Here is a 13,743-nt window from a genome sequence, read left to right as displayed (position 1 = left end):
CAGGAATGTGCCCTGAGTCACTATCGATAGCGATAGTACAGCGCAACGGGTGCGGTATACCCGATGAGCAAAATGTCCAGACCCGTACTGAAAGGTAAATCCAGTAATGGGTAGCTGGGAGCGGGGACACCAAATCTGTCTGTCACAACCGGATCGTCACGCAATGAAGCAAGGTCGAGCCGCAGACCGCTCATGACCAGAGGCTTTCGCTCGCGCAGTGGCTGGTTCAAGGTGGATATGGTTGCGCATCCACTTGTCAGAACCAGCAACGTGCACAACGCTGTCGCTTTGAGGCGTTTAGATTTATCCATGCTTGGAGGTTATCGCAGATTTGTCAGATTGGAAGCCTGCGTTCGAGAAGTTTTTGTCGCGCAGACTGCTGAATTGGAGCAATAAGTCCAGATACTGATGAGCTTGGCGGGTACATCTGTACCCGCTTCCTTGATTGTTTGCCTCTACTCTGGCGCTGACTCTTTGCGACGAAGATCCGGGTGGAGGCTGTTTCCAAAAATATGCTGACTATTGCCGATGGCGTGAGAGCCTGCGCCAACGATTAGTGGATCAGGTCCCTGTAAGACCTTCCTGGATTTGTCAGGATAGGGGATGTCTGCCAGAAAATGACGCATCGTATTCAACCGTGCACGCTTTTTATCATTGGACTTGATGATGGTCCAGGGGGCATCTGCCGTATCGGTATAGAAAAACATGGCCTCTTTGGCTTCGGTGTAATCATCCCATTTGTCGAGAGACTCGATATCGATTGGCGATAGTTTCCACTGTTTCAAAGGGTCAGACTTGCGTGATTCGAACCGTGCCTTTTGCTCTTCCTGTGTAACTGAAAACCAGTATTTGTAGAGACGAATACCGGAACGAACCAGCATGCGTTCCAGATCCGGACATTGGCGCATGAATTCCATATATTCGTTGGGTTCGCAGAATCCCATGACCCGCTCGACGCCGGCTCTGTTGTACCAGGAGCGGTCGAAGAACACGATTTCACCCGCTGTTGGTAAATGCTGGATGTAGCGTTGGAAGTACCATTGAGCTCTTTCGGCGTCAGTCGGTTTTTCCAGCGCCACGACACGTGCACTTCTGGGGTTGAGATGCTCATTGAACCGTTTGATGGTTCCACCCTTGCCGGCCGCATCGCGCCCTTCGAACAGAATGACAATGCGCTGGTTAGTGTCCTTTACCCATTTTTGAACTTTCAGCAGTTCTACCTGCAGCTCAGCTTTGCGTTTTTCGTACAAGCCCTTCGCCATTTTTGTCTGGTAGGGGTACTCACCTGTTTCAAAAGCATGCCTGATGTAGTCTGGGTCATGTCGCTTCTGTGCAAGCTCATGGGTCAGCATCGCCGCGTGCTTGGCGCTGGCAGCCTTTGCGTCGGCCTTTGCATTGGTTTTTGAGTCTGCTTTTGAGTCAGTCAGGCTCGGTGAAGTTTCGATGGCGTTAACTGAATTATCCGTGGCAGTTGTTACTTTCTTTCGAGTTCTGCTTTTCCTCGCAGGGGTCGCGACGGCTGATTCTCCATTCTTGTCGTCCAGTTTATCCATGATGTAGCTCCCGGTTACCGTGTTTGCTCAGATTCTCATTCATGAAAACACATTCTTCAATATCGATGATTGACCCATGTCAATAGGGGGCAAACCCGCAGAATTAGTGGCTGGACGCAAGGGTTAGAACACGGCAGACTGAAGCGCCGTTTTATATCCGTCAGTGTTTCAAGTTATATCCAGACTGCTCAAATAGTGAGACAAGACTCGGTCTTGCTAAGGGATCGTGAGAGTTTGTTGCAAGTTACAAGCTGCATGCCATGTGTGGTTTATGCTCCTTGTTAAAGAATGAATGCCGTACAGAGCGAATTTTGTCTTGGCTCTATCGGTCTAACTTGCAAACCAGCGGAGTCAATTTGAACATAATTGTATTTGGCGGAAGTGGTGGTATCGGCGCCGCAATTCTCAAGCAGATCAGACTGCGCTATCCATCGGCTAGCGTATTCGCTACGTGGAATACCCAGCCTCCTGCTGATGAGTTGTCAGGCGATGGCATACAGTGGTCGCAGGTGGATGTGTGTTCCGAACAGAGCATTCAAACGTTCTCTCAGTCGTTCGATAAAGTTAACTGGTTGATCAATGCGGTCGGCATGCTACACATTGATGCCAAGGGGGATGCTGCACAAATGCCTGAGAAGTCCTTGAAGCAACTGAACCCTGAATTTTTCATGAAGAACATGCAGCTCAACGCCTTGCCCACCTTGTTGATCGCAAAGCATTTTGAACGTGCCTTGAAGCATGATGAATCAGCTCAGTTCACAACCGTGTCCGCCAAAGTCGGTAGCATCGAGGATAACGGGCTGGGTGGTTGGCACAGTTACAGATGCTCGAAGGCTGCGCTGAACATGGCTATCAAGAACATCAGCATTGAGTGGCGTCGTCGCCTGCCCAAGGTCTGTGTCACAGCACTGCACCCGGGCACGACTAATACCGAATTGTCAGCACCGTTCCAGGGCAATGTGCCGGATGGGAAGCTGTTTACATCGCAGTACACGGCAAGCTGTCTGGTCGATCTGTTGTCACAGTTCAAGGCGTCTGATACAGGTAAATTTGTGGCTTATGACGGGGAGGAGTTGCCTTGGTAAAGCAAGGGGGTTACTTGCAGGTGTGGGCATTGTGGCTGATATTACCGAGCGCTAACGTGCATTGAAACTAGTCGTTCTGTTATGTTTTAACCTTTAATTGTCGGTTCAGTGCAGAACGTATCCGGAAGCCGTAGTTAACAGGTGAAATTCAGAAAATTGGCAGGATGCCAGCCATCAAGTCCTGGGTAGGCTATACATTTGCCAATGCTGCTTCAGGTCAGAGGTTATTTCTGACATATTATCTGAGCTCTTCTAGTAGACGTCTGAGCAGGGATTGCATCCTGAGTCAAGTATGAAAGCCATACGTCTTCAAAAAGAGGAGTTAAGATATTTATGCGGCATAACATGCACGTTCACGTCAGCACACAGATCAGCGGTGACTACCCGCGCAGTGATAGGGGCATGAATTCGCTTGCCCCGAGAGCCCCGGAATACAAGCAACTGGTTGGTCTTGCGTTGGTCTCGATCGGATTGGCGAGCTCCCTGGCCTATGCTGATCCCAGTGTTAACGGTGCTGAGATTTCCTGGCCAGACGATGGTTGGTACCAGGTACAGACAGCGGATGGGGAAACCACGCTGTGTAATGGTGGAAGCTCTTGCAGTGTCGAGCCGGGCAGTTATCTGGTCATCAATCATACGACTGGTATTCGCTACGCGGATGTGCAGGTTGGAAATGCACAGAGCAATGAGGCTCAGAGCGGCGATGGTGATAGTAACGATGGCCAGAGCAGCGATAGTATTCAAGTGTCCGGCAACACCATCAGCTGGCCAGATGATGGCTGGTATCAGGTACAGACTGCCAATGGCGGTGAATCTGTTTGCAGTGGCGGCAACTCCTGCGAGGTAGGGCCCGGGAGCTATCTGGTGATCAATCACACCACCGGTGCCCGCTTCCCTGGCATCGAAGTGTCATCAAGCGAACAGCCTGTCATTGAGCCTTCAGAAGGCTTGATCAATAGAGACAACCATGTGGAGCTTCTCTCACAGGCCTTCTCAGTCTATACAGGGAAAGTATACGGCGATACGCTTCCAGGCATACCGCAGGCCTTTATGGAATCTCATCCCTCAACAGAGATTGAAGTGCCACCTGCAACGTTGAATGAAGGCGAATCGGCTGTCCTTTTTCAGTACGCTTGTGACAACGGTGGTGTGCTGCAGAATCTGGATACCGTTTATGATTTTGGAGATACAACCAGGACCTTTACCTGGAATGACTGTCTCGACGATACAGTCGTACGCAGTGGCACACTGAGTTCGCGGGAAAACAATGTTGGTGGCTATTATCGTGACCTGATGTTCAGCTCTTACAATGGGGATTTTGTCAGCGGCGACACAATAGTGGCTTCAGGTAAGTTCGGCAGCATCAGTGATTCGAATATCGATCCCTCAACCATTCGTATCGATCGTTGGACTAATCAGGGCGTCAATTACTCGTTCAAAAATGAATCAACGTTCCTGGAAGTGGGCAACGCCAGTACAGATACCTTCTACCGATGGCTTGATCGAACGGATGATGTGTTCATAGCCGAACTCGATGGCAGCTTCCAATTGAGTTCTTCACTGACTGAGCAACACACGGTTGAGGTGCTTACACGCGAAAAGCTATTTGTGAATATCACGCTTGATGGCTCTTTCGACTTCATCGAGGTTCGACCCTCTGTACCCTATCCGGACGTTCCTGCCTGGAGCTTCACCAGTGGCGAGATTCAAATAACAGCGGACGATGGCAGCTCTTTGCGTCTGAACGCTGAAAGCGGTGATACGCAAACGGCCCAGATCACGCTCTTGCAAGGTGGCATTGAGCTTGAAAGCTTCCAGCAGCCGTGGTCACTGTGGAGAGATGTCCTGACCTCTGTGCAGAAAGATACTCGCGATTCCTTATAGGAGTCTTCGACCAAGGGTCACCCCTCTTCAGGCAAATGATTCTTGCTTGCAAAGGGGGTGGCATAGGGTTGGTGTCACAGGAACGTCACTTTGCTGTCATCGCACGTTATCAATGACTGTACATACTCGGGAATCCAGCCATTACCCGAGTTTATCGATTCATCCCTTCAATTCCAAGGATACCCCGTCGTTCAGGGCGGGGAGGAATTGGAATGCTGTATATATTGCCAGTGCGTGTTGACCCTTCTGAGTGAATGGGGGCGGAACGGTTATACAATCGAGCTGTGAAATCAACATGCATCAAGGTTCTCAAAGTCAGGGTAAAAGATCGCCACGCGCCGCTTCTGCGCGGCATGGCGACTGAAGTCAATCAGGTATGGAACTACTGCAACGACCTGTCTGATCGTATGATTCGGGAGCGTGGTCGGTGGATGTCCGGATTTGACTTCTCTGCTTACACGGCTGGTGCCTCGAAGCAGTTCGAGCACATTGGCAGCAGTACGATTCAGGAAACGGCCGAACACTACGCCAGCAAACGCTTCTCGGCAAAGCGTCGCAAGCTGAGGTGGCGCAAGAGTTTTGGCGATAAACGTTCGTTGGGATGGGTGCCCTTCAAGGCTCGGGCAGCTCACTGGAAGCACGGGCAGGTCTTCTTTGCAGGTTCTCACTTCAAGGTATGGGACAGCTTCGGTCTTGCCAATTACAGGTTCAGGGCAGGTTGTTTCACTGAGGATGCTCGCGGTCGATGGTATTTTTGCATCTGTGTCTCGGTTGATCGCACGTGTCCCAAGGGGCAAGACAGTATAGGTATCGATCTTGGTCTGAAAACGGTTGCCACCTGCAGCGATGGCACCGTGCTGGAGGGACGTTGGTATCGCCACCTGGAGGGCAAGCTTGCCAAGGCCCAGCGGGCAAGACGCAAGCGGCGCGCCCGGGCGATTCACGCAAAAATCAGGAATCGCAGAGCAGATGCCCTGCATAAATTCAGCCGCCATCTGGTCAATCGATGCGGCGAGATCTACGTGGGAGATGTCAGTAGCTCGAAGCTGACAAAAACCACGATGGCCAAGTCTGCGCTTGACGCAAGCTGGGCCAGCTTCAAGACAATGCTCGACTACAAGAGCCAGCAGGCCGGTATTGTCTACCGAGAAATCAATGAAGCCTATACCACGCGAGCGTGCTCCGAATGCGGAGGCCTGTGCGGACCGCAGGGAATAAGAGCTCTTTCGGTAAGAGACTGGCAATGTGTTGAATGTGGTGTTCAGCATGATCGTGACGTTAACGCGGCTCGAAATATTCTCCGTCTCGGCGCAGGACATTGCGCTCCTTAGTGGGAATCCTCTTTCTTCAGGGAGAGGAGGATGTCAATGCAGCAAGCCTGTGCTCTGAATCAGAGTCTGTCCAGCAATTGCAGTAGAGATGAAATTCTGGGCGTGTCATGGCTGCCGTCATACAGGTCGAAAGGATCATAGAAAATAGCGGGCATACCTGCCGCCCGTGCAGCTTGCAAACCGACTGCGCTGTCCTCAATGACAATACAGTTTGCAGGCGCTACCTGATAGTGCTGGGCGGCATGCAGAAACAAACTCGGATCCGGTTTCCAGGCTTGTAAATCATTGGCACTGAACACGCCTTCGGTGAAATGATGGGCCAGACCACAGCTGGCAAGTGAGCGCAGTGTTTTCTCTCTGGGAGCATTGGATGCGATGCATTTGGGTTTGTCGAGGCGTGAGAGCATGGCATCGGCACCTTCACTGACCTTGATCATGGATTGGGCGAGCAGATCTTCGCGTTCCCGGTAGGTCTCCAGGTATTGGTCGGGAATGGCTCCTGGCTGCATTCGTTCGATATCGGCGAATATTTCAGCCAGTCGCATACCGCGGTAACGGGCGGTGAGTTCGCTGACGGAGGCTGTGAGTGCGGGAATGGTATCGATAAGCGCCTGCGATGCACAGTCTTCACTCTGTACCAGAGTGCCGTCCATATCGAAAATGACAAGTTGAAGGCTCATACTGACTTTTGGCTAGTTGTCGAAAGGTGATGATAAACGTTTCAATGGAGAGCCTTGTTGTCGTCAGATGCTTTCTGGCTTGAGGACTGGTTTAATGCAGGTCAAATCGTTAACTCCGATACTCAACGTATCCGATATGGATCAATCGTTCGAATGGTTTGAAAAGCTGGGTTGGGCGAAGGCATGGGAGTGGGGCGAGCCGGTCTCCTTTGGAGGTATCCGTTCTGGAGAGTGCCAGATCTTCCTGTGTCACGATGCACAAGGGGGCCGGGGGCGCGGCAGTGCGTCGACAACCTTTGGGCCCGGAGGCGACTCTATCTCTGATAAAGGGGTCTGGATGACGCTATGGGTTGACGATGTGGACGAGGTGTATCGTCAGTGTCTTGTGCAGCATATCGAGATTACCTGGTCACCGACCGACATGCCCTGGAATGTGCGCGAAATGCATCTGCGCCATCCGGATGGGCATGTTTTTCGGGTCAGCTCTGCCAAGTAGGTTGCGATGGATGAGGGTTCAATCAGGTTCCCCCAGCAATGCCAGCGACGGTGTCTCACGCAGCAATTGCCGACTGTAGTCGGCCGTGGGTGATTCGAAGAAGGTTTCGCTGTGAGCGGTTTCAACGATTTGTCCACGGCGTAGCACCACGACACGATCTGCCATCTGTCGCACCACGGCCAGGTTATGGCTGATGAACAGAATGGTCAGTCCAAAATTACTCTGCAAGTCTTTCAGCAGGTTCAGGATCTGCGCCTGGATGGAGACATCCAGTGCCGAGGTAGGCTCATCACAGATCAGAAACTCAGGTCGCGCCATGAGTGCTCGTGCAACCGCGATACGCTGGCGTTGTCCGCCTGAGAATTGATGCGGGTATTTGAGCATGGCTCTTTGTGGCATCTCGACCAGCTCCAGCACCGAGGCAACCAGTTTGCGGGCCTCGGGGCCTTTTTTGGCCAGCTTGTAGAACAATAGTGGCTCAGTCAGGATAGCTTCCACCGTCCTGCGATTGTTCAGAGACGAATAGGGGTCCTGAAAAATCATCTGGATCTGACGCCGGGCCGGATGTGAACGCGGACGCCTGAGTCCATCGGGCAAGGCTTCGCCGTTGAACTGCATGCTGCCGCCAGCGGTAGGGACCAGGCCGACAATGGCTTTGGCCAGAGTGGACTTTCCGCTGCCACTCTCTCCCACGATTCCCAATACCTCACCGCGGTGCAGATGCAAGGACACCTCAGACAAGGCCTTGAAGCCTGGCTTCTTTGAAAACCAGCTGCCAGATTTGCCAAAGGTGACATCCAGCTCATCGACGCGCAACAGGGCGTTGTCTGGTAATGCTGTCTTTCTTAGCTGGATTGCAGGGACTCTTTTTGCAACCTTGGTGCTGCCCAATAACCAGATGGATGCCTGTTCGGCGCTGGCACCGGCAATAGACCACTGGCTTTCACCGTCAATACGTTTGTCGTCCTTGACGATATTGCGAAAGCGCTCCAGTCGTTTGTCGAGCCTCGGAACAGCCGCCATCAGAGCTTGTGTATAGGCTTCCTGAGGTGTGCCCAGAACTCTGGCTGTCGGGCCAGATTCAACCACGTGACCGTAACGCAGTACCGTGACATTATCCGTGATTTCAGCAACGACACCAATATCGTGCGTGATCAGAATGATGCCGACCTTGCGTTGTTCTGCCAGGTTGCGAATCAGTTTGAGAATCTGTTTTTGTACCGAGACATCCAATGCCGTGGTGGGCTCATCGGCAATGATCAGTTCCGGGTCCGTACACAGGGCCAATGCAATGACCACTCGCTGGCGCATGCCGCCAGAGAATTGATGCGGATAGTCGTCCAGCCGTGCTTCGGCATTCTCTATCCCGGTTTCCGTCAGCAGTTCTATCGCCATCAGGCGAGCTTCGTCATCGTTGATTTTGCGATGCTGCTGAATGGTCTCGATCAGCTGGTCAGCGATGCGTAGCAGCGGATTGAGTGATGTCTGGGGATCCTGGAATATCATGCTGATGCGATTACCGCGCAAGCGATGGTATTCCTCATCATTCAGGCTAGTCAGCGAATCTCCCTGCAAGTGAATGGTGCCTGCACGAATTCTGGCAGGGCTTTCAAGCAAGCCGATAATGGCTGAGCCAATGGTTGATTTGCCCGCACCGGACTCACCGACGATACCGTGAATTTCTCCGGCGGCGACGCTGAGATTCACATTCTCGATGGCCGTGAATTCTCCGAAACGGCTAGGTATACCTACCGTGAGACCTTGTACTTCCAGTAGTTTTGACATTAGCGCAACTTCGGATTAAGCGCGTCGCGCAGAAAATCACCCAGTATGTTGACCGATACGATCAGCACGATCAGAGTGAGGCTGGGAAAGGCAACGATCCACCATTCGCCTGAAAAAAGATACTCGGTACCGATACGAATCAGCGTTCCCAGTGATGGCTGATTCGCCGGTACACCGACACCCAGAAATGACAGCGTAGCTTCAAGCAGAATGGCCACTGCCAGATCGACAGTCAGGATAACCATGATCGGCCCCATGATATTGGGCAGAATCTGGACGAGCATGATACGCAGCGGATGCATACCCATGATCTCGGTAGCCTGCACGTATTCCTTGTTTTTTTCGACAAAGGTAGAGGCTCGAGCGGTGCGTGCAAAGTTGACCCACAAGGACAGACCGATTGCCAGGGTCAGCACCACGATCATCAGATCGTCATGGCGTTGCTGGGGCAGAATTCCGCGGGCAATACCATCGATCAGCAGGGCGGTGAGAATGGCTGGCAGACTGAGCTGCACATCGGCAATTCGCATGACGATGGCATCAAAGCGTCCACCCAGATAACCGGCCATAAGACCGACCGAGACACCCAGAACACAGGCAAAGCTGATGGATAGCAAGCCGACGATCAGTGACAGGCGAGTGCCGTAGAGGATGGCTGATAGCAGGTCACGACCCTGATCATCAGTGCCGATGATAAAACGTGAATCGCCACCTTCGGACCAGCTGGGTGGAAGCAGGGAATCCAGTAAATCATAGCTGGTCAGATCGTAGGGGTCGGTCGGTGCAATGAAATTGGCAAGTATGGCCCCACCGATCATGAGGATGGCCATGAGGGCCGCTAGCTGGGCAAGGCGGCTGTGCAGAAACAGATACAGCAGCTCGTTTTCGATGGCGTAACGACGTAGCCTGGCGATCATGTTGCGGCACTCCGGCTACGCACGCGTGGATCAATGAGGACGTAGAGCAGGTCGACAATGAGATTGATGATCACGAACATCAGTGCAATCAGAACAAGATAGACCGACATGACGGGTATGTCGACGTAGCGGATGGAGTCCAGAAACAGCAAGCCGAGCCCCGGCCATTGGAAGACGGATTCGGTCACGATGGAAAAGGCAATGATGCCACCAAACTGCAGGCCGATAATGGTGATGACCGGCACCATGGTATTACGCAAGGCATGATTGAAATGTATGGAGCGTCGGTTGATGCCGCGAGCGGTGGCAAATTTGATGAAATCGCTTTGCATGACATCCTGCATCTCTGAACGTACTAGTCGCATGGTCAGAGTGAGTTGATAGACACCCAGCGTAATCGCCGGCAATAACAAGGAGCGCAGACCATCGAGGGTCAGAAAATTTGTCTTCCACCAACCCAGTGCCACCACATCGCCTCGCCCGAAAGTAGGTAGCCAGCCTAACTGGACACCGAAGATGAATATCAGAAAGATGCCAATGACAAAGGTGGGTATCGAGACTCCGATCAGAGTGGTGATCAGGATGGAATTGGCAAGGAGCCCACCTCGATGCAAGGCGGTATAGATGCCCGCCGGTATGCCGACCACCAGAGAGATGAGTAAGGAGACGATACCCAGCTCCAGTGTGGCAGGCAGGCGTTCGAGTATCATTTCGCTGATAGGTTGGCGCGTGCGATAGGAAAAGCCGAAATCACCGGTCACCAGTTTTTTGGCAAAGCTTGCAAACTGTGTGGTGATCGGATCATCCAGCCCCAGCGAGGTGCGGATACGGGCCTGATCTTCCAGTGAGGTTTCCTGTCCCACCATCTGGGCAACCGGGTCGCCCACAAAGCGGAACAGGGAGAAGGCGATCAGACTGACAGCCAGCATCACGAAAATGGACTGCAGAATTCTACGCGCAATAAAGGCCAGCATTAGAGAGGTTTACCTGACAGGTTTGCGAGCCGCAATAAAGACAGCCTTGAAGTTCAAGGCCAGACCCTTGCAGATGGAAAGGTGATGCATGGTTGAAAGTGAGGCTCGCATGTTGGCTACCAGTAGCTCAGTGCGTTGCGGTACATATTCTCCATGTCGACAAGATTGGATTCGCGCGGTGCATTGGCAATGGCGCGACCCTGGCGTATCGAGGAGCCAGCTAATGCGGTGATATGAGACTCATCGAAGCCGATACCGCGCAGACCGTTGGGCATATGAGTGGCGTTCATCAGGGAGATGAGTCGCTTGGAAAGTACCTCGCCGGCCTCATCAGGTGTTGCCCCACGGGCATCTGCCAGCAGGCAGGCGGCTCCTTCCAGGTGGCGCAGAGGCGTGGCGGCTGCCGTGTAGAGGAAGATCGAAGGTGCATTGACGATGACGCTGATGCCGTGCGGTACAAACGGTGAGGCCACGTTGTAGCCCTCAGTGGTTATGTCGTCCATCAGTTGCGTGACGCCGTAGGACATGGCATGCGGCAAATGGGTGCCGGCATTTCCGAAGGCGATACCTGCCAGCGTTGCTCCCCACATCAGTTGGTCACGGGCCTCCTGATCGCTGGCATCATTGACGCCTCGTTCCAGGTATTTACCGACGATGTTCAGTGCTTCACGCGCTGCCATGTCGCTGAAAGGGTTGGCCCCTTGTATGTATTGGCGGGCTTGGGGCGAGGCGACTTTGGTGTGCTCGGTATAGGCGCGAGCGGTAAAGCATTCGAGTGCATGACAGCACAGATCAAAACCGGTGGAGGCAATCACATTGGCAGGCAGGCTATCGCAGCATTGCGGGTCCACGATGGCCACTTGTGGCAGCATCCAGGGGCTGGCGAAAACAAACTTGCAATTCAGTGCATTGATGCGCAGCACTGAAATCGAGGTGCATTCCGAGCCGGTGCCGGAGGTGGTGGGGCAGGCAATATGGGGCAAGAGCGGGCCGAGGATGGCTTTGCCCTGACCGACGGGTGGTGCAAAGTAGTCCAGCACCTGGCCACCGTGGCAGTGTACGACCATGGCAGCCTTGGCGGTGTCGATCACCGAGCCGCCGCCAACGGAGATGACACCGTCAAACTGGCTGTTCTTCAAGAAGGCGACGCCGCGTTCGACTGAGGCATCATCGGGCTCTACCCGGATGTCAGAGAAGAGACCAACATCAATACCTGCCTGTTTGAGTGAGTCGCTGACGGTTGCCACCAGCACTCCCTGCTCCAGGCCGGGATCAGTAAACAAAGCCACTCGAGACATGCCCAGAGCGATTGCTCGTTCGCCGACTTCCGTCAGGGTGCCTCGACCAACGGTCAGACGTGGCATGGCGACTGTGAACGAATCAGCGCCATGTTCGGTGTGGGTAGAGTACTGACAGCCCATGCGTTACTCCGGTTGTGGATTTGATGTTGCTGCCCTGACAGTACATTCGTACCATCAGAAACGCAAAAAGATGCAGAGACCGCCAGGTCGATGCATCTTTGATTGGATGGGGCTAGTAATCGGGGTCGTCAGTATTGCCATGTCACAGCGACTGTGTGGCAGCTTGTGACTAACGGGAGTTACCTGGAGTCAATGATTCCAGGTAGCTCCCGTATCAGAAATCAGCTGGATTTCTTGCTCAGGATAGTCAGGCCTTTCAGCAGGTTCAGTGCTTCGAACAGCTGATAGTCATCATAGACCAGGTTGTCTTCTTTTTCCTCTTCACCTTCGCCTTCCACAACCGGGTCATCGACCTTGGCGGCCTCGTCGGCCTCTTCAGCTTTAATGATTGTGGTGTTGCTCAGAGCACCTGGCAGGCTGGATTCTGTCAGAGGATCAAAGCCTGAACCTTCCGGACGTGTCCAGGAACCTGGCCTGGTGGCGATGTCCGGTTCGATACCCAGTGATTGAATGGAACGACCATTAGGCGTGTAGTAACGTGATGTTGTCAGCTTGACGGCACCACCGGCAGGCAAGTCCTGAATGGTCTGAACCGATCCCTTGCCGAACGTCTTGCTGCCCAGAATGATGGCTCGTCCATGATCCTGCATGGCACCGGCGACGATTTCGGAAGCTGATGCGGAACCGCCGTTGACCAGAACAACCAGAGGGGCGCCGTCCAGCACGTCACCTTCAGTGGCGTCGTAACGTAGTTTGGAATCGTCTTCACGACCATCAGTGTAGACAATCATGCCTTCATTGAGGAACGCATCAGACACACCGACCGCGCCTGACAATACACCGCCCGGGTTGTTGCGAAGATCCAGTACCAGGCCCTTGAGTGAACCACCGGATTCCTCTTTCATTGCCTTGACGGCTTTGAGCAGGTCAGCGGTAGTCTTGGTCTGGAAGTTGGAAATTCGCAGGTAGCCATAGGATGGATCCAGGATGCGATTGCGCACGCTGGTTACCTTGATGATGTCTCGTTCAACATCGATGCTCAGGGGCTTGTCAGCGCCTTCGCGAATGATCGTCAGGGTGAGTGTGCTGCCCGGCTTGCCGCGCATAAGCTTCACTGCATCATTGAGTGACAAGCCTTTGACCGGCGTTTCGTCGAGTCGAATGATGAGATCGCCGGAGAGAATGCCGGCTCGTGCAGCGGGTGTGTCATCGATGGGTGAGACGACTTTGACAAAGCCATCTTCCATTCCGACTTCTATGCCCAATCCACCGAATTCGCCCGTTGTGCCGATGCGTAGTTCGTTGAATTCTTCGGTGTTCAGGTAGGCTGAATGAGGGTCGAGTCCGTTGAGCATGCCGCGAATGGCATATTCAAGCAGCTCTTCGTCGGAGACTTCCTCGACGTAATCGTTCTTGATGCGAGTGAAGACATCGGTAAAAGTGCGCATTTGCTCGAGTGGCAATTCATTGGCGCTTCGAGCCCCCATGACATGCTGGCCGAGCGTCAATGACCCACCGATGACTGCTCCTAGCAGTACCAGTGAAATCGAGCTTTTTTTTGCCTTCATTGAAGTTCTACTCCGGATTTACATTTCTTGCGCCTGACGAAACCGAGTC

General features: G+C 53.2%; 12 protein-coding genes. 4 read left to right on the top strand and 8 right to left on the bottom strand.

The genetic code is table 11. From position 1 onward, the window contains the following. Positions 1-20: 20 nt before the first annotated feature. The gene (locus IMCC3135_RS32890; RefSeq protein ID WP_088921449.1) at positions 21-311 is read right to left on the bottom strand and encodes a YceK/YidQ family lipoprotein; all 291 of its coding nucleotides are present in this window, start codon (positions 309-311) and stop codon (positions 21-23) included. A 144-nt stretch (positions 312-455) separates the two neighbouring features. Further along, the gene (gene ppk2 / locus IMCC3135_RS32885; RefSeq protein ID WP_088921448.1) at positions 456-1,553 is read right to left on the bottom strand and encodes a polyphosphate kinase 2; all 1,098 of its coding nucleotides are present in this window, start codon (positions 1,551-1,553) and stop codon (positions 456-458) included. 356 nt (positions 1,554-1,909) lie between these two features. On the opposite strand from ppk2, the gene IMCC3135_RS32880 reads away from it, so the two are divergent. From IMCC3135_RS32880 to IMCC3135_RS32870, 3 genes are all read left to right on the top strand, one after another. Then, the gene (locus IMCC3135_RS32880) at positions 1,910-2,638 is read left to right on the top strand and encodes an SDR family oxidoreductase (protein WP_088921447.1); all 729 of its coding nucleotides are present in this window, start codon (positions 1,910-1,912) and stop codon (positions 2,636-2,638) included. Between the two features lie 402 nt (positions 2,639-3,040). After that, entirely contained in the window at positions 3,041-4,522 is a 1,482-nt protein-coding gene (locus tag IMCC3135_RS32875; protein WP_157736501.1) for a hypothetical protein, read from the top strand. 284 nt (positions 4,523-4,806) lie between these two features. Further along, positions 4,807-5,853, top strand: a complete 1,047-nt coding sequence (locus IMCC3135_RS32870; RefSeq protein WP_236994707.1) for an RNA-guided endonuclease InsQ/TnpB family protein — start codon at positions 4,807-4,809, stop codon at positions 5,851-5,853. 59 nt (positions 5,854-5,912) lie between these two features. Here the strand turns inward: IMCC3135_RS32870 and IMCC3135_RS32865 are convergent, their stop codons facing one another. Continuing rightward, positions 5,913-6,533: an HAD-IA family hydrolase gene (locus IMCC3135_RS32865; RefSeq protein ID WP_088921444.1), complete on the bottom strand. Its 621-nt coding sequence runs from the start codon at positions 6,531-6,533 to the stop codon at positions 5,913-5,915. 94 nt (positions 6,534-6,627) lie between these two features. Here IMCC3135_RS32865 and IMCC3135_RS32860 point away from each other — a divergent pair, with 94 nt between their 5' ends. Further along, positions 6,628-7,029 carry a bleomycin resistance family protein gene (locus IMCC3135_RS32860; RefSeq protein WP_088922207.1) on the top strand — a complete coding sequence of 134 codons (402 nt, stop codon included), beginning with the start codon at positions 6,628-6,630 and terminating at the stop codon, positions 7,027-7,029. Positions 7,030-7,047: 18 nt separating this feature from the next. On the opposite strand, the gene IMCC3135_RS32855 is transcribed toward IMCC3135_RS32860, so the two are convergent. The 5 genes from IMCC3135_RS32855 to IMCC3135_RS32835 form a co-directional block, all read right to left on the bottom strand. Beyond that, positions 7,048-8,814, bottom strand: a complete 1,767-nt coding sequence (locus tag IMCC3135_RS32855) for a dipeptide ABC transporter ATP-binding protein (protein ID WP_088921443.1) — start codon at positions 8,812-8,814, stop codon at positions 7,048-7,050. Then, positions 8,814-9,731, bottom strand: a complete 918-nt coding sequence (locus tag IMCC3135_RS32850; RefSeq protein WP_088921442.1) for an ABC transporter permease — start codon at positions 9,729-9,731, stop codon at positions 8,814-8,816. The genes IMCC3135_RS32855 and IMCC3135_RS32850 overlap by 1 nt, the downstream gene beginning before the upstream one ends. After that, positions 9,728-10,705: an ABC transporter permease gene (locus IMCC3135_RS32845; RefSeq protein ID WP_088921441.1), complete on the bottom strand. Its 978-nt coding sequence runs from the start codon at positions 10,703-10,705 to the stop codon at positions 9,728-9,730. Before IMCC3135_RS32845 ends, IMCC3135_RS32850 begins: the two co-directional genes overlap by 4 nt. Before the next feature lie 116 nt (positions 10,706-10,821). After that, entirely contained in the window at positions 10,822-12,126 is a 1,305-nt protein-coding gene (locus IMCC3135_RS32840; RefSeq protein WP_088921440.1) for a hydroxyacid-oxoacid transhydrogenase, read from the bottom strand. Between the two features lie 221 nt (positions 12,127-12,347). Next, the gene (locus IMCC3135_RS32835; RefSeq protein WP_088921439.1) at positions 12,348-13,694 is read right to left on the bottom strand and encodes a S41 family peptidase; all 1,347 of its coding nucleotides are present in this window, start codon (positions 13,692-13,694) and stop codon (positions 12,348-12,350) included. Positions 13,695-13,743 lie beyond the last annotated feature (49 nt).

The sequence above is a fragment of the Granulosicoccus antarcticus IMCC3135 genome (assembly GCF_002215215.1).
GTDB classification, from domain to species: Bacteria; Pseudomonadota; Gammaproteobacteria; order Granulosicoccales; family Granulosicoccaceae; genus Granulosicoccus; species Granulosicoccus antarcticus.
Note: the sequence above shows the minus strand (reverse complement) of the source record. Positions and strands in the feature narration are given on the sequence as shown.

Coding starts and splice junctions, on each gene's coding strand:
- IMCC3135_RS32840 (WP_088921440.1), bottom strand. CDS start 12,126: ATGGGCTGTCAGTACTCTACCCACACCGAACATGGCGCTGATTCGTTC.
- IMCC3135_RS32850 (WP_088921442.1), bottom strand. CDS start 9,731: ATGATCGCCAGGCTACGTCGTTACGCCATCGAAAACGAGCTGCTGTAT.
- IMCC3135_RS32875 (WP_157736501.1), top strand. CDS start 3,041: ATGAATTCGCTTGCCCCGAGAGCCCCGGAATACAAGCAACTGGTTGGT.
- IMCC3135_RS32860 (WP_088922207.1), top strand. CDS start 6,628: ATGCAGGTCAAATCGTTAACTCCGATACTCAACGTATCCGATATGGAT.
- IMCC3135_RS32835 (WP_088921439.1), bottom strand. CDS start 13,694: ATGAAGGCAAAAAAAAGCTCGATTTCACTGGTACTGCTAGGAGCAGTC.
- IMCC3135_RS32865 (WP_088921444.1), bottom strand. CDS start 6,533: ATGAGCCTTCAACTTGTCATTTTCGATATGGACGGCACTCTGGTACAG.
- IMCC3135_RS32890 (WP_088921449.1), bottom strand. CDS start 311: ATGGATAAATCTAAACGCCTCAAAGCGACAGCGTTGTGCACGTTGCTG.
- IMCC3135_RS32845 (WP_088921441.1), bottom strand. CDS start 10,705: ATGCTGGCCTTTATTGCGCGTAGAATTCTGCAGTCCATTTTCGTGATG.
- ppk2 (WP_088921448.1), bottom strand. CDS start 1,553: ATGGATAAACTGGACGACAAGAATGGAGAATCAGCCGTCGCGACCCCT.
- IMCC3135_RS32855 (WP_088921443.1), bottom strand. CDS start 8,814: ATGTCAAAACTACTGGAAGTACAAGGTCTCACGGTAGGTATACCTAGC.